Here is a 25,549-nt window from a genome sequence, read left to right as displayed (position 1 = left end):
GGAGAAGCTAGCGGAGGTGCTGGAAGTCGGCGTGCCTACGCTGCGCGACATTCTGGAGAGCCTTCAGCGTCCGGGCCGCGACCCGCGGGAGGAGCTGCCGCTGCCTATTTTCCGGACGGACGTGCTGAAGATCGAGGATTTGACCCCAGGCATGGAGCTGCAGGGCACTGTACGGAACGTCATCGACTTCGGGGCTTTCGTGGACATCGGGATCAAGAGCGACGGTCTCGTCCACATTTCGCAGCTCAGCAGCGGCTACGTCAAGCACCCAATGGACGTGGTGTCCGTCGGCGATAATGTGACGGTATGGGTTCTGAACGTCGATTTGAAAAAAGGCCGTGTCGGCCTGACGATGCGCAATCCGCATCAGGGAGAATAACTTGATCGCAAGACTGCAAGTGTACAAGATCGGATTTTAATAAAATCAGGATTTAACGAGATCGGCATATATATGGTTCCGGCCAACACAGCGTTCTTTAGCTGGTTCATGATCGCACCGGGCCCCTTCCCATAGCCTACCCGAAGAATGGAAAAAAATGTTTCCGGTCTTCGGGATTTTGGCGTGTTCGGGTTTAGGTTTGGTTAGGGTCTTGTGGGGTGGCTTTTTTTCGTGCCCGGAATCGTCGAACCTTCATCAGATTCCCGCACATTTTGTCATCACAGTAGCGTTTGGAACGGTTGCGGGTATCGTCATAATACACCCAGAGGCAGTCCGGATTGTCACAGATCCGGATTCTTGCCGTTTCGCCATTGGCGATCGTCTCGGCAAAAGACGCGGCGATCTCCGACATGACCTGCTGCCAGTCCCAGCGGACCGGTTTGTTCCCAGTAGACAAGCTGTCTTCGCGGTAGAACAGCTCCCGAATGACGGGGCCGGCGGACATGACCTCATTTAGCCTGCCGATCGCTTCGGTGTCAAGGGAAACACCCTGGACGATGGAGGTGACCATGCCATGGATCAAGGAGCGGAGCTCTTTAAACTGCTGCAGCTCGTGGGGTTTTGGTTCATCGAGTAACGGCAGCTGCTGCTCCTGCAGCCATGCCCGCAGCCATCCGGGCCGGTCCAACCGGTCCTCGGACTTGCCGCTGCCCCGCCAATCATGCCAGTCGCTGTTCAAAAAATCATCCCAAAGCATTCGTTATCCTTCCTTTCAGGTTCATTGTAACAACTAAATAATTATTTTGCTAGTTACTTGACCGGCAGAAATAGACTGTGTTAATTTATGGATGTAACTAATAAAATCGTTTTAGTTCGTTACAAAAAACCGGACAGGGAGGATTATTCGTAGATGGGCCAAACTCAAGAGCAGCTGCAAAGATGGGATGAATGTTTTGATCAGGAAGGCTGGTATCCGCCGTTTGTGCCGGCATTGGACGGTGTGACCTCTGAGGAAGCGGTATGGAAGCCGGAAGGGGAAGCCGTCAACTCGATCTGGGAGAACGTGAACCACCTGCTTTATTACAAGGAATATTACCTGCAGCGGATGCGCGGCGAGGAACCGGACGGCAAGGCGTCCAGCAATGATGAGACGTTCAGCAGCGTCGAAGATGGAGATGAAGCTTGGCAGAAGACGGTCGATCGGCTCAAAAGGGTCCATGGCGAGATCCGAAACTTCCTGTCCGGTTTGAGCGACAGCGAGCTGAACGCTCCGTTTCGAGACAGGCCGCTTTCCGGCTTGATTCACAGCCTGATAGTGCATGACGCCTATCATACGGGTCAGATCATTTTGCTTCGCAAGCTGAGAGGGAGCTGGCCGGCTTCGAGAAGCTTTGAGTAGGTAACAAGGAGCACACTGACTATAGAAATCGTCTAAACCAAACGCAAAAAACAGGCGGGTACACGGTACCGGCCTGTTTGCATGGAGCGGGCTTCATTTCTAAATATTTATCGGGCGTCCGAGTTTTCTTCCGGGGCGTTTCGGTAGAAGAACCAGCATTCGTTGAGCAGTTTGATCTGGCGTCTGTCTTTTTTGTGAAACGCCTTCCTCAGCTGATTACAGAGCCATTGCGGCAAGGGTGATCTCCTCCTCTTGCATTCCGTCTCTACGGTCAGCATATGGGGAGAACGCCCAAAGCGTGCAGGTCTCATCTGAATTTCCCGGGTTCTGCAAGGGGACGGAATTGTATTTTTATAAACGCATCCCATTATGCATTCCTTCACGTTTCTCTTCGCTGTGATCCCGGTTCAGTTCATGGCTATTTCCGTAATAACGCTGCGACCGCCTAGCCCTCCGCTTCCTCCTCATACCACTGTTCCAGTTGGGCTTGAAGGGCACGGATTTCGGTCAGCAGGGCGATGAGGGGATAGCTCTGTTCATCAATCGAAGCAAAGGACTGCTCCAGTGCGTTGATGTAGGCAAGCCCGTCCTGAATTTGCAGATGTTCCTGCAGCAGATCCAACTGGTCGCATTCCGCCACGGCGAGCGGCAGCTCGGGGACGACGGAGGCCGTCAATTTGTCTATTTCCTTATTGAGGCGCAGGTTCAGCGCGCTGAGCTGGTAAGCGTAATCGGCGGGCATTTCCACAAAAAAGAGGTCGGCATTTTTCTGTAAAATTACATATCTCATCTTCGGCATAAGGCGCAAAAATCTCCCTCCATAACATTCTACTTGTCAGTGTAGCGTATGGGGAAGTTATAATTCAAGAGAATGTTTCTTTCGGGACAACCGCCCCGAAGACCGTCAAATTCAGTCAGAGGAGGACCTCATGGACGTCATGAGCAATGAAGAGCTGCAAGCTTGGGTGGAGCGGATTTCGGAGGAAAGCTTCGGCCTGCCTTTCAGGCACCGGGCCACGTTCAACCGGAGATTATCCACAACAGGCGGGCGCTATTTTATGAAAAGCCATCATATCGAAATTAATCCTCATCAGCTCGAAGCGAACGGGCGGGAGGAAGTGGAAAAGATCATCAAGCATGAGCTGTGCCATTACCATTTGCACCTGACGGGAAGGGGCTACAAACACCGGGATCCGGATTTTAAAATGCTGCTGCAGCAGGTCGGGGGAAGCCGTTACTGCCAGTCGCTGCCTTCGGCGCGCGAGCGTAAGGTTCAGCCTTACCGGTACCAGCTGGTGTGCCGCCAGTGCGGGATGGTGTACCTGCGCAAACGCAAGGTCGATCCCCGCCGTTACCGGTGCGGGAAATGCGCTGGAAATCTTCGCTTGAACAAGCTTGACTCCGCTATAAAATCATGATAAATTATTTGGTGTTACCATATAACAACGTTCCCTGATAGCTCAGTTGGTAGAGCACTCGACTGTTAATCGAGTTGTCACAGGTTCGAGTCCTGTTCGGGGAGCCAGTTTCTTGGAGAGATACCCAAGTGGCTATAAGGGGACCCTCTGCTAAGGGGTTAGACTGCGTAAGCGGTGCGAGGGTTCGAATCCCTCTCTCTCCGTTTTGAGATACTTCGTAAGAAAGCTCCCACCGCTTTTGCGGCTGGGGGCTTTTTGGTAGTAAAAGGGATGAGAATCCTCGAGGGAGGGGTCGTCGGAGCATAAGCTTCCGGAGGATAGGCATCGCAGTCTTGAACGAAGTCTCTCTCCGTTTTGAAATACTTCGTAAGAAAGCTCCCACCGCCTTTGCGGCTGGGGGCTTTTTGGTTTAAAAGGGATGAGGACCCTCGGGGAGGGTTCGTCGGAGCAATAAAACAACCCCCATCCATCATTGGAAAGGGGGCTGCTTGGGCAAATCCTCAAAGCTTTATTTTTCGTCTTCGTACTCTTCCCGCATGCCTTCAATCGCTCTTTCGCGCTTGGCGTTTTTGTGCTGAAGGTTGTGTACTTCCTGACCGGAAATTTCCTCGGCGTGTTCGGCCAAATAATCGTTGGTTTCGTTAATGTTGTCCTGCGTGTTGATAATGGCGGTTTTGATCTTTTCCGCGTTATCAGAACGGTCGTCTGGTTTAGCCATTGATTTTGTCTCCTTGTCGTGTGTTGATGTCATTGACGTGTATAGGATGCCAAATAAGGGACGATTTTATGCCCGGGCATAGGAGAGAAATGGCAACGACACAATTTTTAAAAATATTACAAAAAGGGCTTGCCAACCTTTTTTGTTCTATGCTATACTCATTCTTGTCGTCAAGAAAGTGATGTTACGATATGGCCCGTTGGTCAAGGGGTTAAGACACCTCCCTTTCACGGAGGTAACATGGGTTCGAATCCCATACGGGTCACCACTTTCATTGCTTGCAATAGGGATGAGAACCCAAGACGGGTTCGTCGAAGCGCTGCATCGTTAGGATCAGCTTCGCAGTCTCGAACGAAGTGAGAGTATCCCATACGGGTCACCACTTTCATTGCTTGCAGCAGAATAAGAATTCCAATATCTGTACCATCTATAGCTTATGGGCGCACAGGTTGTGGATCATCGAGAGCCATTAGCTCAGTTGGTAGAGCACCTGACTTTTAATCAGGGTGTCGAAGGTTCGAGTCCTTCATGGCTCACCAGTTTTTTAAAATAGCAGTTCCCTTTAAACGTGCGGTAGTGGTGGAATGGCAGACACGCTATCTTGAGGGGGTAGTGGGCGTACGCCCGTGGAGGTTCGAGTCCTCTCTACCGCACCATAATTTGATTAATGACAATCCTTGCGAATGGGCAAGGATTTTTTTGTTATATCCGTATTTTGCATTATTGGACCTGGAACTGGGCTTGCGTGGCAAGCGGGTTTCTGGAATACTGGGAGTAATATACTTTGCAAACGCTGTCAAAGGAGGGGAACATCGTGAACATACTCGTATTATGCGACGATCAATGGCATCCGGCCGATGTAGTGAAGGGAGGCTTGGAGCCGCTTCGGACAGGCGGGTTCAATTTCCACTACATTTTGGAAACCGATGCCGAATGGCTGGACTCGCTGGAAAGGTTGCTTACGGAATATGACTTGCTGATCTTGGCGAAATCCAATCGGGTCTCCGCGGTAAAAGAGCATCCGTGGCTCACAGCCCAAACCGGTGGTCTGCTGCAGCGTTACGTCAGCGGGGGTGGCGGTCTGCTCGTTCTGCACTCCGGTACGGTGGGTTACCGGGACATAGAGGACGTGCGCGGGCTGGTCGGAGGAGTCTTTCATCACCATCCGGAGCAGTGTCCGGTCACGGTCGAGCCTGTACAAGAAACGGAGATTACCCGGGGAGTCCAGGCCTTCACGTTGCAAGACGAGCACTATTTTATGGATATGACTGACCTTAGTGACGTGGATATATTTATGGTGACCCGGTCGGAACATGGGGAGCAGCCGGGCGGATGGACCCGAACGGAAGGCGAGGGAAGGGTTTGCGTGCTGACACCCGGCCACAATTTGGCGGTTTGGCTGCATCCGGGCTACCAGCAGCTGCTGCGGCAAGCATTGACGTGGACCGCATCAGCGCCGAAGGGAGAATAAATCATGGACCAGGTTGTTTTGATTACGGAAGTTCACCGTCCGTGGGAATGCGCACTAGTTCAGGAATTCGCCAAAAAGGGATGGTGCGTCATGGCGTGCAGTCCCGTTCCCGAAGAGGAATTTCAGGACGCCTTTGATTCGGATAAAATACGTATCTTCACGATGGATACAAGGTCCAGAGAATCGGTGCAGCAGGCAGCCCGGCGGATTCAGGAGCATACCAGCCGGGTGGATCTGCTCGTTTGCGGAACGGCATCCAGCCAGGGGAGGGAGGCGGCCGGAATCGCCCAAATGTCGGCGGATCTCGTATTGGAAGATTACCAGGCGAATACGCTAGGTCCGATTCGTGTCATCGAGGCGTGCCTGCCACTTATGGATAACGGGTTGCGAAGAATCGCGCTGATGTCCGATGTCCAGGGCAGTTTGGGGCTTGGCCTTTCGGGGGCAGGGACAGGATATGCGATGTCCAAATCTGCCCTGCATATGGCGTACACCATGCTGCCTAGAGATCTGAGCGGCAAGGGGTTCACGTTCCGGCTGTTTGAGCCTGGATCGGAGCTTGAAACGGGGGCTTCGGCTGAAGCGGCGGCGGCTTATTTTACCGGGGCCCGGGAGGATGAAGAGCGGGTAGTTATGCTGGATTGGCGGGGACAGGAGATTCCTTTATAGCGGGCTTTAAAAAGGAGGTGCTCACGGGTGAGCAGGAGCAGAATCGCCGTTGTTACAGGCGCGGACCGGGGGTTGGGACTCGGCATCACAAAAAGGCTGCTGGAGCTGGGCTGGGACGTTTTTGCCGGGAGTTATCTGGCGGATTGGCCGGAACTGACGGAGCTTAGACAGAAAGAGCCGGAGCGGCTGCATGTCATTCCGCTGGACGTATCCAGTGATGAGAGCGTTAAGGCGGCCAGCCGGGCGGTTGAGGGCAAGACTGATCGGGTGGATGTGCTGATCAATAATGCGGGGATCGCCACGCGTTACCCCAGAACGATTCATGAAGAGCAGGTCGAGGAGGAACTGCTGCGAATTTACAACGTTAACGCGGTTGGGCCCATGCGGATGGCGCAGGCGTTTGTGCCGCTGCTGAGAGCGGGGTCCGGAAAGCGCATGTGCTTCGTGTCCTCGGAAGCGGGGAGTCATCAACCGCAGCTTTCGCGATAACTGGTATGGGTACTGTATGTCCAAAACCGCGCTGAACCGGGGAAGTTCAATGCCTGTTTGAACGAACTCCGCCCCGAAGGCTTTACCTTTCGCCTGTACCATCCGGGCTGGGTCAGATCCTATATGTCGGGTGAGTTGAATACCGAGGGTGACCTGGATGCCGATGATGCGGCGCGCATGGCGGTGGCCTATTTTCTGCGGGACCGCTATGAAGGACCGGGGATTCAGGAGGAGGACCGGCTGGTCATGAGGGACTGGCTGGGCAGGGAGTGGCCATGGTAGGAAGCTGATATGGAAAAAGGAAAAAGCGCACCTTGCGGCACGCTGAAAGGGTCGGACCTGATTGGGGTGTCCGCCCGGACAGGCAGCCGGGGGTGCGCTTTTTGAAAATGATTTTTAAAAGGTACGTCGGATAGACGATTTCCTGGGTGTCCTTAAGGCGTCGTCTGCGGTGCCACGCGGTGGTGAGTGTGCTGCTCAAAGCTGTACGCCAGCTTGATCAGCTCCGGCTCACTGAAGGCTCTGCCGAAGAAATCGATGCCGACCGGCAGATGGTCGCTGGTGAAGCCGGCCGGTACGGTGACCGTCGGCCAGCCGGTGAAGGAGCTGAGTTTGAAAGCGTCGCCCGCCACCTGCTCCTGGCCGATTTTCACGGCTGTTTTGGAGGAGGTCGGGAAGATAAGGGCATCCAGATGGTTATCCGCCATCATTTTGAGGACCGCTTCCTGTACGTATTTGGTGCGGAACAGGACGATGTCCTTGTACTCCTGGGCATCCAGCGATTCACGGTTGTTGCGGTCGATCAGGGCCTTTTCAATCGACGGGTCGTATTTGCCCGAAGCGATCAGCTCATCCAAAGACTTGTAAGGCGTAACGTCGCCGAGGGACTTTAGGTAGTCGTTGAATTGGAACTTAAATTCCCAGGCGCTTAGGCTTCCATATTTATTGATAAGGTCGAAGTTCGGAATTTTAACGTTGTCCACCAACGTCGCCCCGGCCGCTTTCATCTCTTCGATGGCCTGGGACACGACTGCGTTGACCTGGGCGTCGTCTCCGAATACTTCGCGGACGATGCCGATCCGTGCTCCTTTGAGGCCGTCCTTATCGAGATAATCCGTATAATCCTTCGGCACGAAACCGACGCTCTTCGCGGTGGCGATGTCTTTCGGGTCATAACCGGCCGTCGCGTTCAATATGAATGCGGCGTCTTCCACGGTACGGGCGATCGGGCCGCCGGTATCCTGCGTCAGGGCAAGCGGAGCGATGCCGTAGCGGCTCGACAAGCCGACCGTTGGACGAATGCCGACCAGGCTGTTGAACGAGGAAGGAATCCGGATCGATCCTCCGGTGTCGGTACCCATGCCTACCGCGGCCAGATTCGCGGCTACCGCGGCTGCGGTTCCGCCGCTGGATCCACCGGGCACGCGGGTCGGGTCATAAGGATTCAGCGTCTGCCCACCCAATGAGCTGACGGTTGTATAGCCAAAGGCGAACTCATGCAGGTTAGCTTTGCCGATAATAATTGCCCCGGCATCGCGCAGCTCCTTGACTTGTGTGGCATCCTCCGGAGGGATGACATCCTTTAAGCCGATATTCCCGGAAGAGGTCGGCATGTCGGAAGTGTTGTAGTTGTCTTTGACGATCACCGGAATCCCGTGCAGCGGGCTGCGTTCCCCTTTGGCTGCGCGTTCGGCGTCCAGCTGCTTCGCCGTTTCCAGCGCTTTATCGTTCAAGGTGATGATGCTGTTCAGCTTCGGGCCCTGGTCATCGTACTTCGCGATCCGGTCCAAATACTGCTGGACAAGTTCCTCTGAGGTCAGCCGGCCGGTTTCCATCGCCTTTTGCATCTCCGCAATGGTCTCTTCCGTCAGCTTGAACGGCTGCAAATATTGATACAGGCGGTAGATGATCGTGGCGGCTTCCCGGTGCGTCAGCGGCTTGCCGTATCCGAAAGCTTGGGAGGAGCTGCCCTGCATCAGGCCGGCGGTATAGACATTGGCGATGGCTTTGTTGTAAGGGCTGCCTCCGGCAATGTCTTGGTAGCCTGCGGAAGCGGCGTAAGGGACATGGATGACGGAATCCAGCAGTACGGCGGCCTTTTCGCGTGTCAAAGCACCGCTAATATTGGAACCGGTTGGGCTTACCGTCGTCCCGGCTTCTTCTGCAGCGAGTTTCATCGCTTCGGCAAACTCTGCGGCGTTAATCGGTTTGCTGCTGGCGGTGAGGGAGGTCAGAGATTTGGGCATCCAGCTCTGGGACAGCGCATCGGCCGTCTCACCGCTTAGAGCTACTGCGGAAGCGGCTGGTGAGGCAAAGGCCAGCGTCGGGGTCAGCGATAAAGCGGAAACGATTAAAACCGTGAATAGATTGCTCTTAAAACTCTTCAAGTCGTTCTCCTCCAATACAGCGTTATGTATTCTGACTTTTTGGCGGAAGGAAGGCATCGTTTGAAATTTCCGCGGGGGAAACTTCGCAGGATGGAGGACGAACCCGCAGAAACTGGGGATAAACGAATGCCTTCACTCCGTCATTGGAGTCTATTATATTGAAGAAGAGTTAACATGAATTGTATAAAACGGAAGTCGTGTCAGGAAAGTTTACGCAAAAATAACTAGATTACGATTTCCGCAAGAGCTGCACCATCCAGCGGGTTGGGCATTCGCTGCTGAATTTTTTGAACTCGTGGATAAAGTGGGCCTGGTCGTAATAGCCGTACTCTGAAATAATGTCGTTAAAAGCCGCCCGCGACGGATGCAGCAGTCTGCCCACGGCCGATTGATACCGGATGATTTGGCAGAACAGCTTGGGAGAGAGGCCAATGTATGACTCGAACAGGGAGCGAAAACTCCGTGTTGAACAGTCCATGGCTGTAGAGAGCTCGGTTATGCTGATATTGCCGCAGGACTGAAAAATAAGCCGGATGGCCTGATAAAAGTGCGATGGTACAGAAGCGGCAGTGCATGGCCCGGAATGAAGCAGCTTACGGAGGCCGCTGTTGAAACTGGATATTCTGCGATGGAAAGAGGTGTCTTCCTGCTGTATTTGCTGTATGGCGGCGGCTGGAAAGGATAAGGCGCGATCCAGCGGCGTGGATCGGTCCGCCAATTCTTTTAGCGGAATTTTAAAAGCAGGAGCGAGGGGGACGGGAAGCAGCCGGACACCGAAGTATAACGTGCCTGGACGAAACGGCACCTCCCGGCGGCAAAGAACGCTGCCGAGAAGCAAGGAATCGGCAGGGGAGCCTCCGACCGGGAACAACATATCGACATGTCCCCCAGGCAGCACGGGGCAGCGTCCAGAGTGGCCGCATGGGACCGAGAATTGGTAGAACAGAACAGGCAGCGGAGTGTCTGGTAATAAGTCGCAATACTCTGTGTAATCGGTAAAATGCTTGGCAAAGCCCGGCTGAACGGGCATAAACGTCTCGAAGGCAGTGGATGCGGCCGGCATGTTCATCGTAATCTCTCCCCCGGAATTGGAATAGGAATATGGCTTATGGTAGATAATATGACTATTTTACTCCTCGATTGATAGATTTGAAAGTATATTTAACATTTTAAGTTATAAAACATGACATTAATTTATGTGGTAATTTTCATTAATGCATTGGGAGAGCCTTTAGAGGAACCCAGGGGAACGACAGGGAGTAGAGTGATCTGTGGGCTGGGGGTATATGGCTGTGATTGTAAAAGAAATAAAAAGCACCCTTCTGCCAGGTGCAGAAAGGTGCTGAATCGATCAAGCCCAAGGGGCTTTATACGGTTGTGGACGTTCCGGTATCGCGGTTTGGCATGTTGTTGTTCTTGGCCCGTTTGGCAAGATAGAATGCGTATACCATGACGAACAGGACGAGGAACAAGGATGCGTAACGGTACATTGCCCCGTAAGTCGAGTATTGGGCGATCTGGCCCAAAATCATGGCTCCAACGGCGATGCCAAGGTCCAGCGAGTTGAAATACATACTGTTGGCGAGTCCCTGCTTTTGCGGAGGAACCTGCTGCAGCATCCAGGATTGAAGGGTCGGCTGAACCGTGCCGAATCCGAGGCCGTAGCACAGAGCGGCCAAGGCTAAAAATCCGGTGGTATGGGCATAAGACAGCAGCCATAGCCCTCCAATGAGCAGCACCGCCGACGGAATGAGCAGGGCGATATGCCCCTTGCGGTCGTAAATTTTGCCCGATATGGGCCGAATCAGCACGACGGCGGCCGCATTGAACAGAAAGAACAGCGATGCGTTCGCGAGGCTGGCCTCTTTTCCGAACAAATTAATAAAACTGAGCAGTCCGCCATAGGTAATGGACATCAGCAGGTTCATCAGGCTGGGCAGAAGGAGCGCTTTCGGAAAGCCCTGCTTCTGGGGAACCGCCGTAAATTCTTTTGGAATGGCCGGGGCGACCGGTTTTACCTTTTTGGTCAGCGGAATGACCAGCGGGAAGATCAGGGTAATAACGATTAGCGTAGCATATACCAGCGTGTCGAACCCTTTGTTCTCCAGAAGCGCCGTCCCGATGACAGGTCCAAGCGAAAGGGCGATGCTTGTCGACAGTCCGAAATAGCCCATTCCCTCGCCCAGCCTGCGGACCGGTATAATACCGGATGCCATCGTAGGCAGCGTCGTGCTGCCCATGCCGAAGCCAACGCCGAACACGATCCGCATCAGCAGCAGCAGCGCCATCGTGCCGCTCCACAGGTAACCGAAGGTGGCGAGCAGCGCTAAGGCAAGGCCGATATATAAGATTTGATTACGGATGCCTTTCTCCAAAGCCTTGGCGGAATACAGGCGCGCCGCGATCGCAGCCAGCGAGAACAGGGTCGTAAACATGCTGACCATGAAGGCGCTGGCGTGAAAATGTTCTTTTACATAGCCGGACAGAGGGGATACGATCATTTGCAAATTTAAAAATAACAGCAGGTTGCACAGCGTAAGCATAATAAACTCACGTGTCCACAGTTTCTCTCGGGTGTCGTTCATAGGTGACTCCTACTCCATTAAAATTCGGTCTATATTTTTATTGATTTGATCCATGATGCGGTTCAGTGACTCCAATTGCTCGTCCGTAATGCCGGCGATCAGCTCGTCATTGAGCTTCAGCTCCATCGGGATCGTTTCTTTCATCAGCTCCTGCACGGCTGGCGTGGCGTAGATTAAATAAGCCCGGCGGTCAGCCGGATCCGGCTTGCGCTGAATCAGTTCTTTCTTGTCCAGCACATCGAGAATGCGGGTGATGGAGGGCTGGTCTTTGCCGGAGCGAAGCGCGAGTTCCTTCTGGTTAATGCCTTCCTGGAGGTGAACCTGGTACAGTACGGACCATTGCTCGGGTGTGATGCCGTAAGGCTTAAGCAGGCCTGCAAAAATAGAAGACATTCTGCGGGACATATTTCCGTATCGGAAACCGATCGTTTGGGACGAAGATGAGAAGCGGGTCAGGGAAAACACTCCTTCAAAATATAATTGTCATAACAATTATATGGATATGAACAAAGAACGTCAACGAAAAAAAGCTGCGGTGCGTTGACGATGATTTTGAAGAAGTGTTTTGTTGGGGAAGAGACTGGAGGTGGTGCAGCTACTGATGAGTAGGCGTGTCCAATATGGACGAGTACTTGGGATACAGCCGGCGTATGCAGTCCGGGCAAATATCGTGCGTGAATTCGGTGTGGGCATGCTTTTGCAAAAAACTCTCGATGGAATTCCATAAGTCATCGTCATCGCGAATTCGTTTGCAGACAGCGCAGATGGGCAGCAATCCGCGTAGAGTGCGGATCTGGGATAAGGCGGTCATCAAGTCGTTCTCGAGCTGTTTGCTTCGGCTGATATCCGACAGGCAGACGATCATTCCCCGGGGTTCCTCCCTGGCGCCGTTCCGGAGCGGGAATGCCTCGATTTGAAACCAGCGGGAGGGCTGGATGCAGCTCGATCGGAATTCGTTCCTGTAGTATGTAGAAATACCCTGCAAAACCGCCTGGAGTCTGTCCAGGTCTTGTTCGTCTTCTCCCGAAAGGGCGTCGGCGATTTGCATGAAATTAATACCAACCCAGTTAAAGGATTGGGGGACGCCTTCGTCATATGCGCTTTGAATCCAGGCGTGGTTCACTGAAATGATAACTCCTCCGGCATCCACGACGGCAATACACTGCCTCATGGCATGGATCAATTCATGATAAGAAATGTCGAGTGTGTGCAAAAGCGGTCGCTCCCTGTCTTGGTATTGGTCATAAGCGGGCCCGAATCGCGTTGGAAAGGTAAGGTCAGATATGAAGTGAATGATTGCAGGGCGGTTGGATTAGAAAAGGGACTAATGATACAATAAGAGCCATAGGTATGGAAATTCCTAATATAAAGAATACTATACACGTTTTTGCGTCATATTGCAAGCATAAAAATTACTTAAATGCGTCGTTTTTTTGCGACATGACTGGAAGGCGGTTTTTTATGCAATCCATTTACGGACGTATTGAGGCATTGATTAAGCAGAAGGGGATGACCAAAAAGTCGTTTTGCGAGCAGCTTAATATCAGCACGGGGAATTTCGGAGATTGGAAAAGGGGGAAGTCCACCCCGAGCACCAATAAATTGATCGAAATTTCGAGCTTTTTCGGCGTCAGCCTTGACTGGCTGATTCTGGGTAAGGAACCGGGGCCGTATATGGTGAAAGAGCAGCAGGATCCTTATTTGTGGGAAAACGGAAGGCAGTTAAATGAAATGCCGCTATCCGATCACGAGAAGGAGTTTATCAAGGAGTACATCAAGTTTGTGGAATACCGGAAGAACCAGTCCCGCGATCAGTAAGATGAAGGTCAAGTACATACATGGGAACAGAAAAGGCACTTCGCTGCGGCAGGGCAGAGCGGAGTGCCTTTGTGGTGTTGGTAAAGGGTTCACGAGGCGATATGGGAGTCGTTCTCCTGGATGTTGACAAGGTCTGTGGGCAGGGAGTCTTTCTCCGCTGTCCATGCGCGCTCCATTTCAGCCGTCCATTTGCCGGCCAACGCTTTGGCGTCGTGAGGCGGAATGCTTAGCGAGCGGGCAGCGAGCTGGATGCATGTGCAGACCGCAGATTGCATATAGCCATAAACGGTGTGGTCGCGGCTGGACCCGAGCTGATAGTTGACATAGGCATGCGCCGTGGCCAGGCAGACGGGAGACAGCTCCTTCTGCGCGAGTTCGTCAAGAACCTTCAGATTGAGCCAGGGGTACAGAGCCTGGGCCAGTTTCAAAAGTCTTCTGCCCCGTTGGCGCACCGCTTCATCATTTTCATGTGCAGCGATTCTTCCGAGGATGTACCGGTCAATTCGGGCGATCTGACGGATATCCCGTTGGTCGGCAGCTGCGTAAATCGCCAGAATGGCCGCGCCGTCTTGGCGGACCAAGCGATTCGTCATCGGATGAAGGATGAACCCTTCCAGCTCTTCCTGGCTCTGGATGCGCCCTTCTGCAATTCGGGTTTGGAGGTCAAACACATGGCTGAAGCCTCCAACCGACAAGTCGTTATCCAGCGTTTGCACGTAATCGAGCAGTTTGGTGCTTTTGTCGTTCAACACGGTCACCTCCAGATTATCTTATGACAATAAATATGACGTGAATTGCAGATTGGAATCATCGAACACTATTATTTGTAAGTTAATATTACATAAATATAATGATTTGTCAATGTTAGAGCGACTTATTCACTGTATTAGGTGGTTTTAATGTTATATAATATTACACAAATGATGTTCTAATTCATTTCCCTTTACAATTCGGATGATTTTGTGTATAATAAAAAGTTCGCTAAATGAACTTTGGATATGCGGTAGTGGTGGAATGGCAGACACGCTATCTTGAGGGGGTAGTGGGCGTACGCCCGTGGAGGTTCGAGTCCTCTCTACCGCATCTATGAACACAGAAAGAAGCTTCCTTGGAGAAATCCAGGGAAGCTTTTTTGCTTTGTGGCATGTTGTGTCACTATTCGCTTTTTCCGGATGCAAGCAGCTTGCGGATGTCGTTTTCGATTTTGTCGGGTGTCGTTTTGGGCGCGTAACGCTTGATGACCCTGCCCTTGGAATCGACCAGGAACTTGGTAAAGTTCCACTTGACCGCTTTTGATCCGAGCACACCTGGCGCTTCCCTGGTCAGGTATTGAAACAGTGGATGGGCGTTGCTGCCCTTGACGTCGATCTTCTCAAACATCGGGAACGTGACCCCGTAATTCATCTGGCAGAATTCGCCGATCTCCTCGCTGGTACCTGGCTCCTGATTGGCAAACTGGTTGCTCGGAAAACCGAGAATTTGAAAATGATGGTCGCGGAACTCGTCGTACAGCTCCTGCAGCCCGCGAAACTGCGGCGTAAATCCGCATTTGCTGGCCGTGTTCACGATCAGCAGCACGTCACCTTCATATTCCTTTAACGATACCTCTTTGCCGCGCAGCGTGTTCACTTGAAAATCGTAGACGCTCACTGCCATCCTCCTCCTTTTGTGCTGCTATGAATCATCATCCAGCCGAAGCATTTACCAAGCGCACAATTTAATTTTAAACGATTGAACTGTAATGTCAATGCGGATATTCCTGCGAGCCAGTGTCCCTGAATGACCTGGTTTTCATAAATGCGCCAAATCGGGAGCATGGAAGAGGTAGAAGTCAAAAAGCCAAAATGTAAGCGCTAATAAGGTCCTGAATGTTCCAAAATTCGCGGTTCATGATTTTTAGACTGCCTTTACAGCTTGGAAGGAGCGGGTGTATGATTCAGAGCGTATTCAATACAGTTTCCATTACTAATCGCTGAGTTTCCGCAAAAAAGCGCGGAAATCGGGGGAACCAAACGCGTGCCATGGAGCAGCGAACCGGTGTGAGAGTCGGGGGGCTGCAGCCAGCCGCAGGGGTGAATCCCGGCTACGGATGCCATGGATCCGGCCGGGTAGAGCGACTCTCACCGCTCGAATCCGTCAGCTAACCTCGTAAGCGCCGTTTGAGAGAGGAATGATGAAACTTGCGACCCGAATAAACCTTCGGATCACAGGGGGATCAGCTGGCCTCTGTGTTTTTTTACCCTTTTTTAGCTTACTGGAACAAAAGAGAGCATTCATCACAATCAAATACACTTATCAATAACGCTTAATTTCGGCCGGAAACGGCCGGGAGCGGGGGAACCACAGCGGCCGCCTGGAACGGAAGCCGCCGGGGTGAATCTTTCCGGTACGATAAGTACCGGAAGGTAGGGCGACTCTCACGCCCGAATCCGACAGCTAACCTCGTCAGCGTAACGGGAGAGGCAGCACTTGTCGTGCGCATGTTGAATATAGGACGATCCTATTTATATTCGTCCACATTCAAGAAGCCGCGGGAAAGGTCCTTCTTTCCCTGCGGCTTCTTTTGCGTATTCGCGGCTGCCGCACAGGAGGAGCCTTTGAAATGGACAACGTCGTCATTGTGACCGCGCCGAACGAGGCGGGACGCAATTTTATCAAGCTGCTGATGTATTGGAAGAGGCCCTTTGCCGTTCTGACCAACAGTGCCCGGGAGGAACGCCTCTTGAGAAAAATGGGGGTGCAGCGGATCATCCGGCTGAATACGAATCACGCGGAGGATTGGGTGGTTCCCGAAATAGAGGTCGGCAAAATCTTTCTGTTTGAAAGCAGCCTCAACCTGACCTGCCGCTATTTGCAAATCTGCCGTCCCTGGACGTCGGAACCGGTATATGTCATTACGCAGAGGGGCAGCTCACCCGGCATTTACCGGGGGCTTGGTGCAGATCACATCATTTATACCTTAAACGGCGAAGTCGGATTTTTACTAAAATAAAGATGATTCTAACCATGTAAAGGAGAGACCGGAAACGATGATGGATGTATATATGATACTTGCACTCGCTGCCACTTATGGCGTGTTCTTGTTATTTCTTCATTGGTGCGGCCGAGTGGTGGAAGAAGGGGGCAAAGACCAATGATTGTCGTTGGAGCATTCGCCGTGCTTGTCTTTATCTATTTGGTTTACGCCTTGATCCATCCGGAAAAATTTTGACCGGTATTTTAAATCTGTAAGCCTCAAGGGGCCAAAGCAGAACATGCTCGTAAGAGGGGGAAGCCAACCTTGGATATTTTGCAAATTTGTATCGTGATTTTTGTGCTCCTGCTGCTCGTGAAGCCGGTAGGCACTTACGTATATCATATGTTCTCCAATGAACCGAATCGGACGGACCGGATCTTTGGCGGCGTGGAAAGAGTTCTATACCGGATCATCGGGCTGAAGCAGCTGGGCAGCATGAATTGGAAAAAGTACGCCCTCAGCATGATCGCAACAAATATCTTTCTGGTAGCGATCAGCTATATATTGCTCCGAACGATGGGCGCCCTGCCGGGCAACCCGAGCGGCATCGGCAATATGGAGGCGAGCCTGTCCTTCAACACGGTCATCAGCTTTATGACGAACACGAACCTCCAGCATTACAGTGGAGAGAGCGGCATGTCTTATTTTGGCCAAATGATCGTCATCACGATGATGATGTTTACCTCGGCAGCCTCGGGCCTGGCTATCGCGATTGCTTTTATGCGCGGCATCACCCGCAGGGGTGAGGGGCTCGGGAACTTCTTCGAGGACTTTATCAAGGCGCATGTCCGCCTGTTCGTGCCGCTCGCCCTCATCGTGACCCTGGTGCTGGTCGGGCTCAAAGTGCCGCAGACGCTGGAGCCGATGCGGGCCGTGCAAACGCTGGGAGGCGGCGTGCAGCAGATTCCGCTGGGTCCTGTAGCCTCGCTGGAATCGATCAAGCACCTCGGAACGAACGGGGGAGGTTTCTTCGGCGTCAACTCGGCCCATCCGTTCGAGAACCCGAGCCCGCTGACCAACGTGATCGAAATTCTCAGCATGTGGACGATTTCAGCGTCGCTGCCTTACACGTTCGGACGGTTCGCCCGGAACAAGAAGCAGGGCTGGATGATTTTCAGCGTCATGATGACGCTGTTCGTAGCGTTCCTGTGCCTGACGTATTTCGCGGAAAAAGCCGGCAACCCGCTGATCAACCAATTGGGAATCAACAGCTCGGCCGGCAGCATGGAAGGCAAGGAGGTGCGCTTTGGTATCGCGCAGTCCGCGTTGTTCACGACGGTCACCACCGCCGCAACGACGGGGTCGGTCAACAACATGCATGATACGCTGACGCCTCTGGGGGGACTTGCGCCTCTGGCCGAAATGATGCTGAACGTCGTGTTCGGCGGCAAGGGGGTCGGTTTCGTCAATATGATCATGTATGCGATCCTTGGCGTATTTATCTGCGGCCTGATGGTTGGCCGGACGCCGGAATTTCTGGGGCGGAAGATCGAAGCCCGGGAGATGAAGCTGATCGCGGTGGCGATTCTGATGCATCCCTTCATTATTCTTGCGCCGACGGCGATTTCGTTTATGACGCACCTGGGAACCGACACCTTCTCCAATCCTTCGTATCACAGCTTGAGCCAGTCGCTCTATGAGTTCACCTCCTCGGCGGCGAATAACGGCTCCGGGTTCGAGGGATTGGCGGACAATACCGTATTCTGGAACGTCAGCACCGGTCTGGTGATGCTCCTCGGGCGATATATTTCGATTATCGCGCTGCTCGCCGTTGCAGGTTCGCTGGCGGTGAAGCAGAAGGTCGCCGAGACTCAGGGCACCTTCCGGACCGACAACAAGCTGTTCGCCGGCATTTTGACCGGAACCGTGCTGCTGATCGGGGCGCTGACGTTCCTTCCGGTTCTCGTTTTGGGGCCGGTCGCCGAATTTTTAACACTTAACTAAAGAGGTGGAGCAAGTCATGAGCGGACAACGCAAAAGCATGCTGTCTGGCGGCATTGCCAAACAGGCGCTGAAAGACAGCTTTATGAAACTGAACCCGGCCGTAATGATGAAAAATCCGGTCATGTTCGTTGTGGAGGTCGGCACCTTCGTGGTGCTGCTGATGGTTCTTTTTCCCTCTTATTTTCATACCGGGGGACGGATAGGGTTTAATCTGACCGTGTTTCTGATATTGCTCTTCACCGTCCTGTTCGCGAATTTCGCGGAGGCGCTGGCGGAAGGCCGGGGCAAGGCCCAGGCCGATACGCTCAAGAAGAGCAAAAAAGACACAACGGCGAACAAAATCGTTGGCGGCGAGATCAAGGTCGTCAGCTCAGCCGAGCTGCGCAAAGGCGATGTCGTCATCATCTCCCAAGGCGAGATGATCCCGGGTGACGGGGAAGTCATCGAAGGGCTGGCATCGGTTGACGAATCGGCGATTACCGGCGAATCGGCACCGGTGATCAAAGAAGCCGGCGGCGATTTCAGCTCGGTCACCGGGGGAACCCGGGTCGTCAGTGACCAGATCAAGGTGATGATCAAAAGCGATCCAGGCGAATCGTTCCTGGACCGGATGATATCCCTGGTCGAAGGGGCGGCGCGCCAGAAAACACCTAATGAAATTGCACTTAACACGATGCTTACAATTTTTAGTGTCCATCGCAATTAACCGAAAATGGTCTGAACCAGAAGGTACACATTCAGGACAATGATAAATGCCGTCACGACCCAGGCCAATATTTTGACCCAAACCGGATTGACGAATTTGCCCATAAGCTTCTTGTCGCTAGTAAACTTGACCAGCGGAACCACCGCAAACGGCAGCTGGAGGGACAGGATGACCTGGCTCAGAATGAGCAGATCCTCGGTGCCGCTCTCGCCGTAGATGGCCGTCACGATGACCGCCGGGATGATGGCGATCATCCGGGTGATCAGCCGGCGCAGCCAGGACGGCAGCCGCAGGTTCAGGAAGCCCTCCATGACGATCTGTCCGGCGAGCGTGCCGGTCAGCGTCGAGTTCTGGCCCGATGCCAGCAGGGCGACGGCGAACAAAATGCTTCCGAGCGTCGTTCCGAGCAGCGGCGTCAGCAGATGGTACGCATCGCTGATGTCGGCGACCGTAGTCATCCCCGCCTTGTGGAATGTCGCCGCCGAGACGATCAGGATCGCCGCGTTGATGAACAGGGCAAGCGTCAGCGCAATCGTCGAATCCCAGACGGAAAATTTGATGGCTTCCCGCTTGCCCTTGTCGGTGTTTTCGTACTGCCGGGTCTGCACGATCGATGAGTGAAGGTACAGGTTATGCGGCATAACGGTCGCGCCCAGGATGCCGATGGCGATATAGAGCTTCTGATGATCGGTCACCAGATCGGCCGTCGGGATGAACCCGGTCAAGATGCTGGCGGCATCCGGTTTGGAGAGCCACAGATCGATCCCGAAGCACAATCCAATCGTCACGATCAGCACGATGACGAGCGTCTCGATCGCCCGAAAGCCCTTATGCTGCAGCAGCAGCACCAGCAGGACGTCGAGGGCGGTGATCAGCACGCCGTACAGGATCGGAATCCCGAACAGCAGCTTCAGGGCGATCGCCGAACCGATGACTTCGGCCAGATCGCAGGCTGCGATGGCCAGTTCACACAGCACCCACAGACCGATGCTGACCGGCTTGCTGTAATGGCTGCGGCACGCCTGCGCCAGGTCGTGTCCCGTGACGATGCCGAGCTTGCTGCACAGCGACTGGAGCAGGACGGCCATCAGGTTCGACAGCAGGATCACGGCCAGCAGGGAATAGCCGAACCGGGATCCTCCAGCGATGTCCGTCGCCCAGTTTCCGGGATCCATGTAGCCTACAGCAACCAGATATCCGGGGCCGACAAAGGCCAGAAATTTGCGAAAAGTCGAGGCGTTCACCGGGACTTTCATAGATTGGTTTACGTCAGACAGCGAAGTTCTTTCCTTCGGTTTCTCCCACGTATTGGACTTGGAAGGTTGTATAATTTCGGTGTCTTTCACATGCATCACACCTTATTAAAATTATTGTAATGTAATAAATGTTCTACTATTCATTGTACTCATACAAATTTGTTTGTCTAGGGAAACTTTTGTGTGGTTGTACAATTATTTTTGGGACACACAAGAATGGGATGCACACCTCTTCTGAATAGCCATTACCTGAAGGATCCCGTTTCAAATAGGATTAATTAATGAGGGTAGGGTCAAATTTTCAGGAAAAGGAGTCGATGAAGATGAAAGCTCTATATACGGCAACGGCAACGGTCCATGGCGGCCGGGAGGGTTCGGTCGCATCCTCCGATGGTGTCCTGAAGCATGAACTCAGTATGCCCAAAGAATTAGGCGGAGCGGGCGGCAATGGAACCAACCCCGAGCAGCTGTTTGCAGCCGGGTACGGTGCCTGCTACGAAAGCGCACTGGCCAATGTGGCCCGCCAGGCCGGCGTGAAGCTGAATGATGTGGAAGTCACTTCCAACGTCATGATCGGCAAAGACGAGAGCGACGGCGGTTTCCGCCTTGCAGCCCGTCTCGATATCAAGCTGCCCGGGATCGAACGTGAACAAGCGGAAGAGCTTGCGAAAAAGGCGCATGAATTCTGCCCGTATTCCAAAGCCACGCGGGGAAATATCGATGTCGAGCTGAACGTGATTTAAATAATGCCAGGATGTATCCGAACGTCTATCGACGTACCTTCATAGAAAACTGGCCGCGTTTCGCGGAAGTTTTCCGTGCGATGATGGAATGGCTTTAGCTCCACTGAATTTTATCATCGTAACAAAAGCCGGGGGCTCACCACGCGGTGGCGGCTGCTTCCGGCTTTTTGTCGTATCCTTTTTTGTCGTATCCTTTTTCGGCATAACCATATCCCTGGAACGATTTCCATCGCCCTGGCGTAAAATAGTTAGGCACCAAAGGAAAGGGGAGATCAGCTTGAGCATTAAGGACATCATTGAGGATCGTTTTGTTTGCGTTAAGTGCAAGGGGCGGATCTGCGACATCCGTGAAGTTTCCATGACGGGAGCCGGCCTCAGCAAGATGTTTGATATCCAGCATATCCATTATTTATTTGTTTCCTGCAAGCATTGCGGGAATGTCGAGGTGCTTAATCCCGATATTTTGGAAGGGAAAAAGAAAGATCAGCTTGGGACGATTCTGGATATTTTCTTTGGGAGTTAGGCATCCTTTATATTGAAGGGAAGCAAAAGCGATCGGTACTGTAGAGACATATTGGGGCCAAATACATGAATTACATACCCTTCTTTGTTGACATGATATATAAAATTCATTTAATATGTCTAAGTACTTGTTACGTACTATTTGTCCGAGGCAAGAAAACTAAATAAACGGGTGATGCATATGTCTTACAGACCGATCATTACGAACGTCAGAGAAGCCAGCAGCAATGAAAAAAGCGGATTGTACGAATTCATTATCAACCTGGCTGACGGAACAGAGTGCCGTGCGTTCTATAACCGTTTTCCGGAATGGAAAATGACTAACATCAGCCGATTGCAGAAAACTCCTTGTCCTGTATGCCGCAAAGACTTTATTTGCAAGTGCATGGAGAGCTTTACAGGCGAGCTGGAACAGCAAATCGTTGAGAACCAATGGATTGATAAGGCGATTGCCCATTAATATCATCCAGGAGATACAGGTGCGGGATTATGAATCCCGTGCTTTTTTCTATATTCGGGGAGTAATAAGGTGGCTTGATTTACGAGGCAATAAGGAAGATACTGGAGGTAAGGGAGGGCTCGCCGATGACCATGCAGCAAGGAAGCGCAGGTAAGCCAAATGCCATTGTTCTGATTGACGGCGTCTGTCATTTATGCCAGGGGCTGACCAAGTTCATTCTCCAGCGGGATCCGGAAGGAATATTCCATTTTGCCTCACTTCAGTCCGAGATCGGAGAGAAGCTGCTCCGGGAGGGCGGATTGCCAGTCGGAACCCTAAATACCGTCGTTCTGATTGAAAACGGTCGCTATTATACGGAATCTGCTGCGGCTTTGCGGATTGTGCGGCGTTTAAAGCAGCCTTGGCCGCTTCTGTATGCTTTCATCGCTGTGCCTGCGCCGCTCCGGAACGTGATCTATCGCTGGGTCGCGCGCAACCGGTACCGCTGGTTTGGCAAGGAGGAAGCCTGCCTGCTGCCCACGCCAGAGATTAGGAACCGTTTTCTGTGAAAAATGAACCGTTACCGGATCGATTTTTTCATGTCAAAGTGTATTGTGTTTCCGGTCCGGATGTGATAAATTCTAAATTAAGTAAATACTTACCAATAACGGAAGCACCGTTTAACACCCGCCAGGCGGGTTGTTGGACGGTGCTTTTTTGCTGTCTGAAACGAGGAGGGATCATTCGTGATGGTACCATACCGAATTACGCTCGCGGTCAAGGAGGCGCAGTATCTGGAGGGTATCCTGCATTATGTTCACAGCAGCGAGTTTGGGGACAAGCTGCACATATCCGGATTCACTAAATTGGACGCTTTTATGAAGTATATGGACGGCGAGGAGCTGCCCGACGCCGTCGTTGGGGAGGCTGCCTTCCTGGAGCCCTGGCTTGCCGGGAAGAACGGCGATATACCGAACTGGATTTTGCTCGGACATGGGGAGGCCGCCTCTATACAAGGACCGTTGCTTCCCAAATATCAGCCCCTTCCGGAGCTGATGGCTTCCATCCTCGGCTTATGCCGGAGGGAAGGTCAGCGGCGTACACTGCCGGTGGCGGACGGAGAGGCCGTGACGATCGGCTTTGTCTCCGTCGTGGGCGGGAGCGGGAAGACGACCGCCGCCGTTAATATGGCCAAACAGCTGGGGGCGGCCGGCCTGTCGGTATTTTATTTGAACCTCGAAACCGTGAACAGCAGCGGAATTTTTCCCAGACAGGGGGGCGGTGCGGAGAGTGCCGAGGGGCTGCCCGGGATGCTGTATGAGCTGAAAGCGGCCCAGGAGGAGAAGCATGTGCAGACGATGGTATCTCCGGAGCCGTACACCGTCCATCATCCGGGAATTCGTGCGGATTGGTTCAAACCCGTCGCCAATTTGAAAGAGCTGGTTCAATTGGGTAAGGCCGATACGCGGAAGCTGCTGCAGAGCATCGCGGCAAGCGGCCGGTACGACGTGGTGATCGCCGACACAGATTCCGGGCCGAACGAACGCCTGGCCGCCGTCCTGGAAGGATGCCGCCACCTGGTCTGGCTGATGCTGGACGACATCACCAATCTGTACAAAAACGGCCAGTGGTTTGCGTTTATGGAGCGGAGCCAGCCGGAGCTGTTCGCCGAGCTTGCCGGAAAGAGCCGGTACGTGGTCAATCGGTTCACCGGGCAGCTGGCCAATCCGCTCCCCGCATGCATTCCGGAGGTGGACGGCGTTCTGCCGTATATCCCTTCCTGGAAGCAGAACAGCAACGAAGAGCTGCTGCTCAGCTCGCCGATCTACCAGCGGGATATCCTCAAGCTGTGCAAGTCTCTCATGGGGGACTCATTCGTCAGTGGTTCAGGGGTGAGGGGATATGGATGAAGAGCTGTTCCGCGAGCTTCGTCAAGAAATCCGGTCCGGACTGGACGTGACTTCTGCGCTGGGCAACCGGGAGCTGATGCAGTATATCGAGCGGACGGTGTTCAGGAGACCAGAGCTTCGCGAGCTGACCGCGCAGGAGAAGCGCAGCCTGATCCGGCGGATCTTCGATTCGTTCCGCGGGCTCGACATTTTGCAGCCTTTGGTGGACAATCCCGCGATTACCGAAATTATGATCAACAGCCACGAGGATATTTTTATCGAGCAGGACGGCGTGGTGTCCCGGCTGCCGCTGAAGTTCGAATCGAGGTCGAGACTTGAAGACATTATCCAGTCGATCGTTGCCGGCGTGAACCGCGTCGTCAACGAGTCTTCGCCGATCGTGGACGCCAGGCTGAAGGACGGCTCGCGGGTCAACATCGTCCTGCCGCCAGTTGCGCTGAAGGGGCCGACGATGACGATCCGGAAGTTCCCCGAATCACCGATGACGATGCAGGACTTGATCGTCCGGAGAGCACTGAGTCCGGAGGCGGCTGAGTTTCTGCAGCAGCTGGTGGTGGGGAAATACAACATCTTTATCACACCGGACGAACGGGTGATCACGATTGAAGATTCGGCTGAACTTCAGATTGTCACGGTCCCCAATCTGGTCGCTCTGGAGACCCGTAACGCCAACACGGAGGGGAGAGGGGAAATCGCCATCCGGGATCTGATCCGCTCCTCCCTTCGGATGCGTCCCAATCGGATCGTGGTCGGCGAGGTCCGGGGGAGCGAGGCGCTCGATATGCTGCAGGCGATGAACACCGGCCATGATGGAAGCTTATCGACCGGCCATGCGAACAACACACGCGATATGATCAGCCGGCTGGAGACGATGGTGCTGAGCGGAGCGGATCTGCCTGTGCCTGTCGTCCGCCAGCAGATCAGCTCGGCGATCGATATTTTTGTCCATCTGTCCAGGATGCGCGACCGCACGCGGAAGGTCACTGAAATCAGCGAGGTGGCCGGGCTGGAGAACGGCGAGGTGGTCCTTAATCCGTTGTCCGTTTTCGGGAGACAGGGGAGAAGGATGGAAAGGTTGAAGGGGAGCTGGAGCCGACGGGAAACGGATTGATTCATGTCGCAAAGCTTCAGGCTGCGGGAATCGCTGCCGCAAAGAAGTGAAGCGGAAATTTTTAATTCCAATATGAAGAGATTGGGGTCGCGGGCTGCTTGATTCAGCATCAAATTAAAAGGCCTTAATAAACCAGTTGGGTACTGTCACCAGGGAGGTGAAGCGATGTTACACGAACAGCAGGGAACAGGGAGCAGCGGTAACCGGCGGGTGGCCGCTCCTCCCAAGAAGCCAGTCAGGGCGCTCAGGAGGCAAGGCATGGACGGATCTCCCCCTCCAGAGGGTATAGGGAAGAAGCTTCCGGATTACCGGACTTATGAGCTGAACGGGCTCCAGCGTACGGCATGCATTGCCATTGGGGGCTTGTTATGCTTCGGAATCGGCTATTTGTTCTATCACCAATGGCTCGTAGCTATAATCATGGCATCCGGCGGATGGATCGTTCCGCGGTTTTGGAGGGCTCATCTTCTGGAGCGCCGGAGGACCGCGATGAATCTTCATTTTAAGCAGGCGCTGTATTCGCTGTCTTCCTCCCTGTCTGCGGGCAAATCGGTGGAGAACGGTTTTAG

At 53.2% G+C, this 25,549-nt stretch carries 29 protein-coding genes, 6 tRNA genes, 3 pseudogenes and 2 riboswitches; of the genes and pseudogenes, 25 read left to right on the top strand and 13 right to left on the bottom strand.

What is annotated here, in order from left to right; translation table 11 throughout:
* On the top strand, positions 1-379 hold a 379-nt coding region (locus CPT76_RS34170), incomplete at its 5' end, for a S1 RNA-binding domain-containing protein (RefSeq protein ID WP_146116514.1).
* 193 nt (positions 380-572) lie between these two features.
* On the opposite strand, the gene CPT76_RS34165 is transcribed toward CPT76_RS34170, so the two are convergent.
* Complete coding sequence (locus CPT76_RS34165; protein WP_105446056.1) at positions 573-1,136, bottom strand: CGNR zinc finger domain-containing protein; 564 nt, start codon at positions 1,134-1,136, stop codon at positions 573-575.
* A 153-nt stretch (positions 1,137-1,289) separates the two neighbouring features.
* Here CPT76_RS34165 and CPT76_RS34160 point away from each other — a divergent pair, with 153 nt between their 5' ends.
* Positions 1,290-1,778 carry a DinB family protein gene (locus CPT76_RS34160; RefSeq protein ID WP_105446055.1) on the top strand — a complete coding sequence of 163 codons (489 nt, stop codon included), beginning with the start codon at positions 1,290-1,292 and terminating at the stop codon, positions 1,776-1,778.
* Positions 1,779-1,885: 107 nt separating this feature from the next.
* Here CPT76_RS34160 and cmpA read toward each other — a convergent pair whose 3' ends face one another.
* Both cmpA and CPT76_RS34150 read right to left on the bottom strand, forming a co-directional pair.
* Entirely contained in the window at positions 1,886-2,014 is a 129-nt protein-coding gene (gene cmpA / locus CPT76_RS34155) for a cortex morphogenetic protein CmpA (RefSeq protein ID WP_089549977.1), read from the bottom strand.
* 209 nt (positions 2,015-2,223) lie between these two features.
* Entirely contained in the window at positions 2,224-2,577 is a 354-nt protein-coding gene (locus CPT76_RS34150) for a hydrolase/acyltransferase (RefSeq protein WP_076174826.1), read from the bottom strand.
* 139 nt (positions 2,578-2,716) lie between these two features.
* Between CPT76_RS34150 and CPT76_RS34145 the strand changes: the two genes are divergently transcribed.
* The 3 genes from CPT76_RS34145 to CPT76_RS34135 all read left to right on the top strand — a co-directional run bounded on the left by CPT76_RS34145 (position 2,717) and on the right by CPT76_RS34135 (position 3,399).
* Entirely contained in the window at positions 2,717-3,196 is a 480-nt protein-coding gene (locus CPT76_RS34145; protein WP_105446076.1) for a SprT family protein, read from the top strand.
* A 31-nt stretch (positions 3,197-3,227) separates the two neighbouring features.
* Positions 3,228-3,303, top strand: a tRNA-Asn gene (locus CPT76_RS34140).
* Positions 3,304-3,310: 7 nt separating this feature from the next.
* Positions 3,311-3,399, top strand: a tRNA-Ser gene (locus CPT76_RS34135).
* Between the two features lie 305 nt (positions 3,400-3,704).
* On the opposite strand, the gene tlp is transcribed toward CPT76_RS34135, so the two are convergent.
* The gene (gene tlp, locus CPT76_RS34130; protein ID WP_076174820.1) at positions 3,705-3,914 is read right to left on the bottom strand and encodes a small acid-soluble spore protein Tlp; all 210 of its coding nucleotides are present in this window, start codon (positions 3,912-3,914) and stop codon (positions 3,705-3,707) included.
* A 193-nt stretch (positions 3,915-4,107) separates the two neighbouring features.
* On the opposite strand from tlp, the gene CPT76_RS34125 reads away from it, so the two are divergent.
* From CPT76_RS34125 to CPT76_RS34095, 7 genes are all read left to right on the top strand, one after another.
* Positions 4,108-4,182: transfer RNA gene (locus CPT76_RS34125), tRNA-Glu, on the top strand.
* Between the two features lie 195 nt (positions 4,183-4,377).
* A tRNA-Lys gene (locus tag CPT76_RS34120) sits at positions 4,378-4,453 on the top strand.
* Between the two features lie 31 nt (positions 4,454-4,484).
* Positions 4,485-4,570: transfer RNA gene (locus CPT76_RS34115), tRNA-Leu, on the top strand.
* Positions 4,571-4,728: 158 nt separating this feature from the next.
* Positions 4,729-5,385, top strand: a complete 657-nt coding sequence (locus CPT76_RS34110) for a ThuA domain-containing protein (protein WP_181153228.1) — start codon at positions 4,729-4,731, stop codon at positions 5,383-5,385.
* Between the two features lie 3 nt (positions 5,386-5,388).
* Positions 5,389-6,054: an SDR family NAD(P)-dependent oxidoreductase gene (locus tag CPT76_RS34105; RefSeq protein ID WP_105446053.1), complete on the top strand. Its 666-nt coding sequence runs from the start codon at positions 5,389-5,391 to the stop codon at positions 6,052-6,054.
* 27 nt (positions 6,055-6,081) lie between these two features.
* Positions 6,082-6,543 carry an SDR family NAD(P)-dependent oxidoreductase gene (locus CPT76_RS34100; protein ID WP_105446052.1) on the top strand — a complete coding sequence of 154 codons (462 nt, stop codon included), beginning with the start codon at positions 6,082-6,084 and terminating at the stop codon, positions 6,541-6,543.
* A gap of 57 nt (positions 6,544-6,600) precedes the next feature.
* Positions 6,601-6,825 carry a Rossmann-fold NAD(P)-binding domain-containing protein gene (locus tag CPT76_RS34095; RefSeq protein ID WP_105446051.1) on the top strand — a complete coding sequence of 75 codons (225 nt, stop codon included), beginning with the start codon at positions 6,601-6,603 and terminating at the stop codon, positions 6,823-6,825.
* Between the two features lie 152 nt (positions 6,826-6,977).
* Here the strand turns inward: CPT76_RS34095 and CPT76_RS34090 are convergent, their stop codons facing one another.
* From CPT76_RS34090 to CPT76_RS34070, 5 genes are all read right to left on the bottom strand, one after another.
* On the bottom strand, positions 6,978-8,930 hold the full coding sequence (locus CPT76_RS34090) for an amidase family protein (protein WP_258169063.1): 1,953 nt from the start codon (positions 8,928-8,930) through the stop codon (positions 6,978-6,980).
* A gap of 229 nt (positions 8,931-9,159) precedes the next feature.
* Positions 9,160-9,999, bottom strand: a complete 840-nt coding sequence (locus tag CPT76_RS34085; RefSeq protein ID WP_105446050.1) for an AraC family transcriptional regulator — start codon at positions 9,997-9,999, stop codon at positions 9,160-9,162.
* A 298-nt stretch (positions 10,000-10,297) separates the two neighbouring features.
* Complete coding sequence (locus CPT76_RS34080; RefSeq protein ID WP_105446049.1) at positions 10,298-11,515, bottom strand: MFS transporter; 1,218 nt, start codon at positions 11,513-11,515, stop codon at positions 10,298-10,300.
* Between the two features lie 9 nt (positions 11,516-11,524).
* The gene (locus CPT76_RS34075; RefSeq protein ID WP_167372902.1) at positions 11,525-11,908 is read right to left on the bottom strand and encodes a MarR family winged helix-turn-helix transcriptional regulator; all 384 of its coding nucleotides are present in this window, start codon (positions 11,906-11,908) and stop codon (positions 11,525-11,527) included.
* Positions 11,909-12,110: 202 nt separating this feature from the next.
* Positions 12,111-12,728, bottom strand: a complete 618-nt coding sequence (locus CPT76_RS34070) for a PAS domain-containing protein (RefSeq protein ID WP_105446048.1) — start codon at positions 12,726-12,728, stop codon at positions 12,111-12,113.
* A gap of 248 nt (positions 12,729-12,976) precedes the next feature.
* On the opposite strand from CPT76_RS34070, the gene CPT76_RS34065 reads away from it, so the two are divergent.
* Positions 12,977-13,333, top strand: coding sequence for a helix-turn-helix domain-containing protein (locus tag CPT76_RS34065; RefSeq protein ID WP_076173486.1), 357 nt, complete (start codon positions 12,977-12,979; stop codon positions 13,331-13,333).
* An 89-nt stretch (positions 13,334-13,422) separates the two neighbouring features.
* On the opposite strand, the gene CPT76_RS34060 is transcribed toward CPT76_RS34065, so the two are convergent.
* Positions 13,423-14,082, bottom strand: coding sequence for an urease accessory protein UreF (locus CPT76_RS34060; RefSeq protein WP_105446047.1), 660 nt, complete (start codon positions 14,080-14,082; stop codon positions 13,423-13,425).
* A 251-nt stretch (positions 14,083-14,333) separates the two neighbouring features.
* Here CPT76_RS34060 and CPT76_RS34055 point away from each other — a divergent pair.
* A tRNA-Leu gene (locus CPT76_RS34055) sits at positions 14,334-14,416 on the top strand.
* A gap of 72 nt (positions 14,417-14,488) precedes the next feature.
* Here CPT76_RS34055 and CPT76_RS34050 read toward each other — a convergent pair.
* Complete coding sequence (locus CPT76_RS34050) at positions 14,489-14,983, bottom strand: glutathione peroxidase (protein ID WP_089549985.1); 495 nt, start codon at positions 14,981-14,983, stop codon at positions 14,489-14,491.
* A gap of 310 nt (positions 14,984-15,293) precedes the next feature.
* A riboswitch (cyclic di-AMP (ydaO/yuaA leader) is annotated at positions 15,294-15,504 on the top strand.
* 121 nt (positions 15,505-15,625) lie between these two features.
* A riboswitch (cyclic di-AMP (ydaO/yuaA leader) is annotated at positions 15,626-15,798 on the top strand.
* 137 nt (positions 15,799-15,935) lie between these two features.
* On the opposite strand from CPT76_RS34050, the gene CPT76_RS34045 reads away from it, so the two are divergent.
* From CPT76_RS34045 to CPT76_RS34030, 4 genes and pseudogenes are all read left to right on the top strand, one after another.
* A complete protein-coding gene (locus tag CPT76_RS34045) occupies positions 15,936-16,325 on the top strand; it encodes a hypothetical protein (protein WP_105446046.1) in 390 nt (129 codons plus the stop codon).
* A 141-nt stretch (positions 16,326-16,466) separates the two neighbouring features.
* Positions 16,467-16,544 (top strand): K(+)-transporting ATPase subunit F, encoded by a 78-nt coding sequence (kdpF, locus tag CPT76_RS42380; RefSeq protein ID WP_354502751.1) that lies wholly within the window; start codon positions 16,467-16,469, stop codon positions 16,542-16,544.
* A 69-nt stretch (positions 16,545-16,613) separates the two neighbouring features.
* Positions 16,614-18,293 carry a potassium-transporting ATPase subunit KdpA gene (gene kdpA / locus CPT76_RS34035; RefSeq protein WP_105446044.1) on the top strand — a complete coding sequence of 560 codons (1,680 nt, stop codon included), beginning with the start codon at positions 16,614-16,616 and terminating at the stop codon, positions 18,291-18,293.
* 16 nt (positions 18,294-18,309) lie between these two features.
* A pseudogene (locus CPT76_RS34030) lies at positions 18,310-18,987 on the top strand (HAD-IC family P-type ATPase); the annotation flags it as partial.
* 8 nt (positions 18,988-18,995) lie between these two features.
* Here CPT76_RS34030 and CPT76_RS34025 read toward each other — a convergent pair.
* Positions 18,996-20,351: an Nramp family divalent metal transporter gene (locus CPT76_RS34025; RefSeq protein ID WP_105446043.1), complete on the bottom strand. Its 1,356-nt coding sequence runs from the start codon at positions 20,349-20,351 to the stop codon at positions 18,996-18,998.
* A gap of 227 nt (positions 20,352-20,578) precedes the next feature.
* Between CPT76_RS34025 and CPT76_RS34020 the strand changes: the two genes are divergently transcribed.
* Complete coding sequence (locus CPT76_RS34020) at positions 20,579-20,998, top strand: organic hydroperoxide resistance protein (RefSeq protein ID WP_089549991.1); 420 nt, start codon at positions 20,579-20,581, stop codon at positions 20,996-20,998.
* A gap of 136 nt (positions 20,999-21,134) precedes the next feature.
* Here CPT76_RS34020 and CPT76_RS42375 read toward each other — a convergent pair whose 3' ends face one another.
* Complete coding sequence (locus CPT76_RS42375; RefSeq protein ID WP_374954758.1) at positions 21,135-21,404, bottom strand: hypothetical protein; 270 nt, start codon at positions 21,402-21,404, stop codon at positions 21,135-21,137.
* On the opposite strand from CPT76_RS42375, the gene CPT76_RS34015 reads away from it, so the two are divergent.
* The 6 genes and pseudogenes from CPT76_RS34015 to CPT76_RS38150 all read left to right on the top strand — a co-directional run.
* Positions 21,357-21,521 carry a zinc ribbon domain-containing protein gene (locus CPT76_RS34015; RefSeq protein ID WP_374954757.1) on the top strand — a complete coding sequence of 55 codons (165 nt, stop codon included), beginning with the start codon at positions 21,357-21,359 and terminating at the stop codon, positions 21,519-21,521. The two genes, CPT76_RS42375 and CPT76_RS34015, sit on opposite strands and share 48 nt — an antisense overlap.
* A 180-nt stretch (positions 21,522-21,701) precedes the next feature.
* On the top strand, positions 21,702-21,980 hold the full coding sequence (locus CPT76_RS34010) for a hypothetical protein (protein ID WP_105446042.1): 279 nt from the start codon (positions 21,702-21,704) through the stop codon (positions 21,978-21,980).
* A gap of 125 nt (positions 21,981-22,105) precedes the next feature.
* Positions 22,106-22,528 (top strand): thiol-disulfide oxidoreductase DCC family protein, encoded by a 423-nt coding sequence (locus CPT76_RS34005; RefSeq protein WP_258169062.1) that lies wholly within the window; start codon positions 22,106-22,108, stop codon positions 22,526-22,528.
* A gap of 177 nt (positions 22,529-22,705) precedes the next feature.
* The gene (locus CPT76_RS34000; protein WP_146116513.1) at positions 22,706-23,869 is read left to right on the top strand and encodes a P-loop NTPase family protein; all 1,164 of its coding nucleotides are present in this window, start codon (positions 22,706-22,708) and stop codon (positions 23,867-23,869) included.
* Positions 23,862-25,030: pseudogene (locus CPT76_RS33995) on the top strand (TadA family conjugal transfer-associated ATPase). The gene CPT76_RS34000 and the pseudogene CPT76_RS33995 overlap by 8 nt, the downstream one beginning before the upstream one ends.
* A 115-nt stretch (positions 25,031-25,145) precedes the next feature.
* A pseudogene (locus CPT76_RS38150) lies at positions 25,146-25,549 on the top strand (hypothetical protein); the annotation flags it as partial.

The organism is Paenibacillus sp. AR247 (assembly GCF_002968895.1).
Lineage (GTDB): Bacteria > Bacillota > Bacilli > Paenibacillales > Paenibacillaceae > Paenibacillus_AQ > Paenibacillus_AQ favisporus.
The sequence above is the reverse complement of the archived record's forward strand: the minus strand, read 5'-3'. Positions and strand labels throughout refer to the sequence as shown.

What these genes read in the sequence shown, in the direction of transcription:
- CPT76_RS34065 (WP_076173486.1), top strand. Translation starts at nt 12,977, where the DNA reads ATGCAATCCATTTACGGACGTATTGAGGCATTGATTAAGCAGAAGGGG.
- CPT76_RS42375 (WP_374954758.1), bottom strand. Translation starts at nt 21,404, where the DNA reads ATGGATATGCTGGATATCAAACATCTTGCTGAGGCCGGCTCCCGTCAT.
- CPT76_RS34005 (WP_258169062.1), top strand. Translation starts at nt 22,106, where the DNA reads ATGACCATGCAGCAAGGAAGCGCAGGTAAGCCAAATGCCATTGTTCTG.
- CPT76_RS34025 (WP_105446043.1), bottom strand. Translation starts at nt 20,351, where the DNA reads ATGCATGTGAAAGACACCGAAATTATACAACCTTCCAAGTCCAATACG.
- CPT76_RS34045 (WP_105446046.1), top strand. Translation starts at nt 15,936, where the DNA reads ATGGACAACGTCGTCATTGTGACCGCGCCGAACGAGGCGGGACGCAAT.
- CPT76_RS34080 (WP_105446049.1), bottom strand. Translation starts at nt 11,515, where the DNA reads ATGAACGACACCCGAGAGAAACTGTGGACACGTGAGTTTATTATGCTT.
- tlp (WP_076174820.1), bottom strand. Translation starts at nt 3,914, where the DNA reads ATGGCTAAACCAGACGACCGTTCTGATAACGCGGAAAAGATCAAAACC.
- CPT76_RS34010 (WP_105446042.1), top strand. Translation starts at nt 21,702, where the DNA reads ATGTCTTACAGACCGATCATTACGAACGTCAGAGAAGCCAGCAGCAAT.
- CPT76_RS34150 (WP_076174826.1), bottom strand. Translation starts at nt 2,577, where the DNA reads ATGCCGAAGATGAGATATGTAATTTTACAGAAAAATGCCGACCTCTTT.
- CPT76_RS34105 (WP_105446053.1), top strand. Translation starts at nt 5,389, where the DNA reads ATGGACCAGGTTGTTTTGATTACGGAAGTTCACCGTCCGTGGGAATGC.
- kdpF (WP_354502751.1), top strand. Translation starts at nt 16,467, where the DNA reads ATGATTGTCGTTGGAGCATTCGCCGTGCTTGTCTTTATCTATTTGGTT.
- CPT76_RS34145 (WP_105446076.1), top strand. Translation starts at nt 2,717, where the DNA reads ATGAGCAATGAAGAGCTGCAAGCTTGGGTGGAGCGGATTTCGGAGGAA.
- CPT76_RS34015 (WP_374954757.1), top strand. Translation starts at nt 21,357, where the DNA reads ATGACGGGAGCCGGCCTCAGCAAGATGTTTGATATCCAGCATATCCAT.
- CPT76_RS34075 (WP_167372902.1), bottom strand. Translation starts at nt 11,908, where the DNA reads ATGTCTTCTATTTTTGCAGGCCTGCTTAAGCCTTACGGCATCACACCC.
- CPT76_RS34085 (WP_105446050.1), bottom strand. Translation starts at nt 9,999, where the DNA reads ATGAACATGCCGGCCGCATCCACTGCCTTCGAGACGTTTATGCCCGTT.
- CPT76_RS34160 (WP_105446055.1), top strand. Translation starts at nt 1,290, where the DNA reads ATGGGCCAAACTCAAGAGCAGCTGCAAAGATGGGATGAATGTTTTGAT.
- CPT76_RS34020 (WP_089549991.1), top strand. Translation starts at nt 20,579, where the DNA reads ATGAAAGCTCTATATACGGCAACGGCAACGGTCCATGGCGGCCGGGAG.
- CPT76_RS34165 (WP_105446056.1), bottom strand. Translation starts at nt 1,136, where the DNA reads ATGCTTTGGGATGATTTTTTGAACAGCGACTGGCATGATTGGCGGGGC.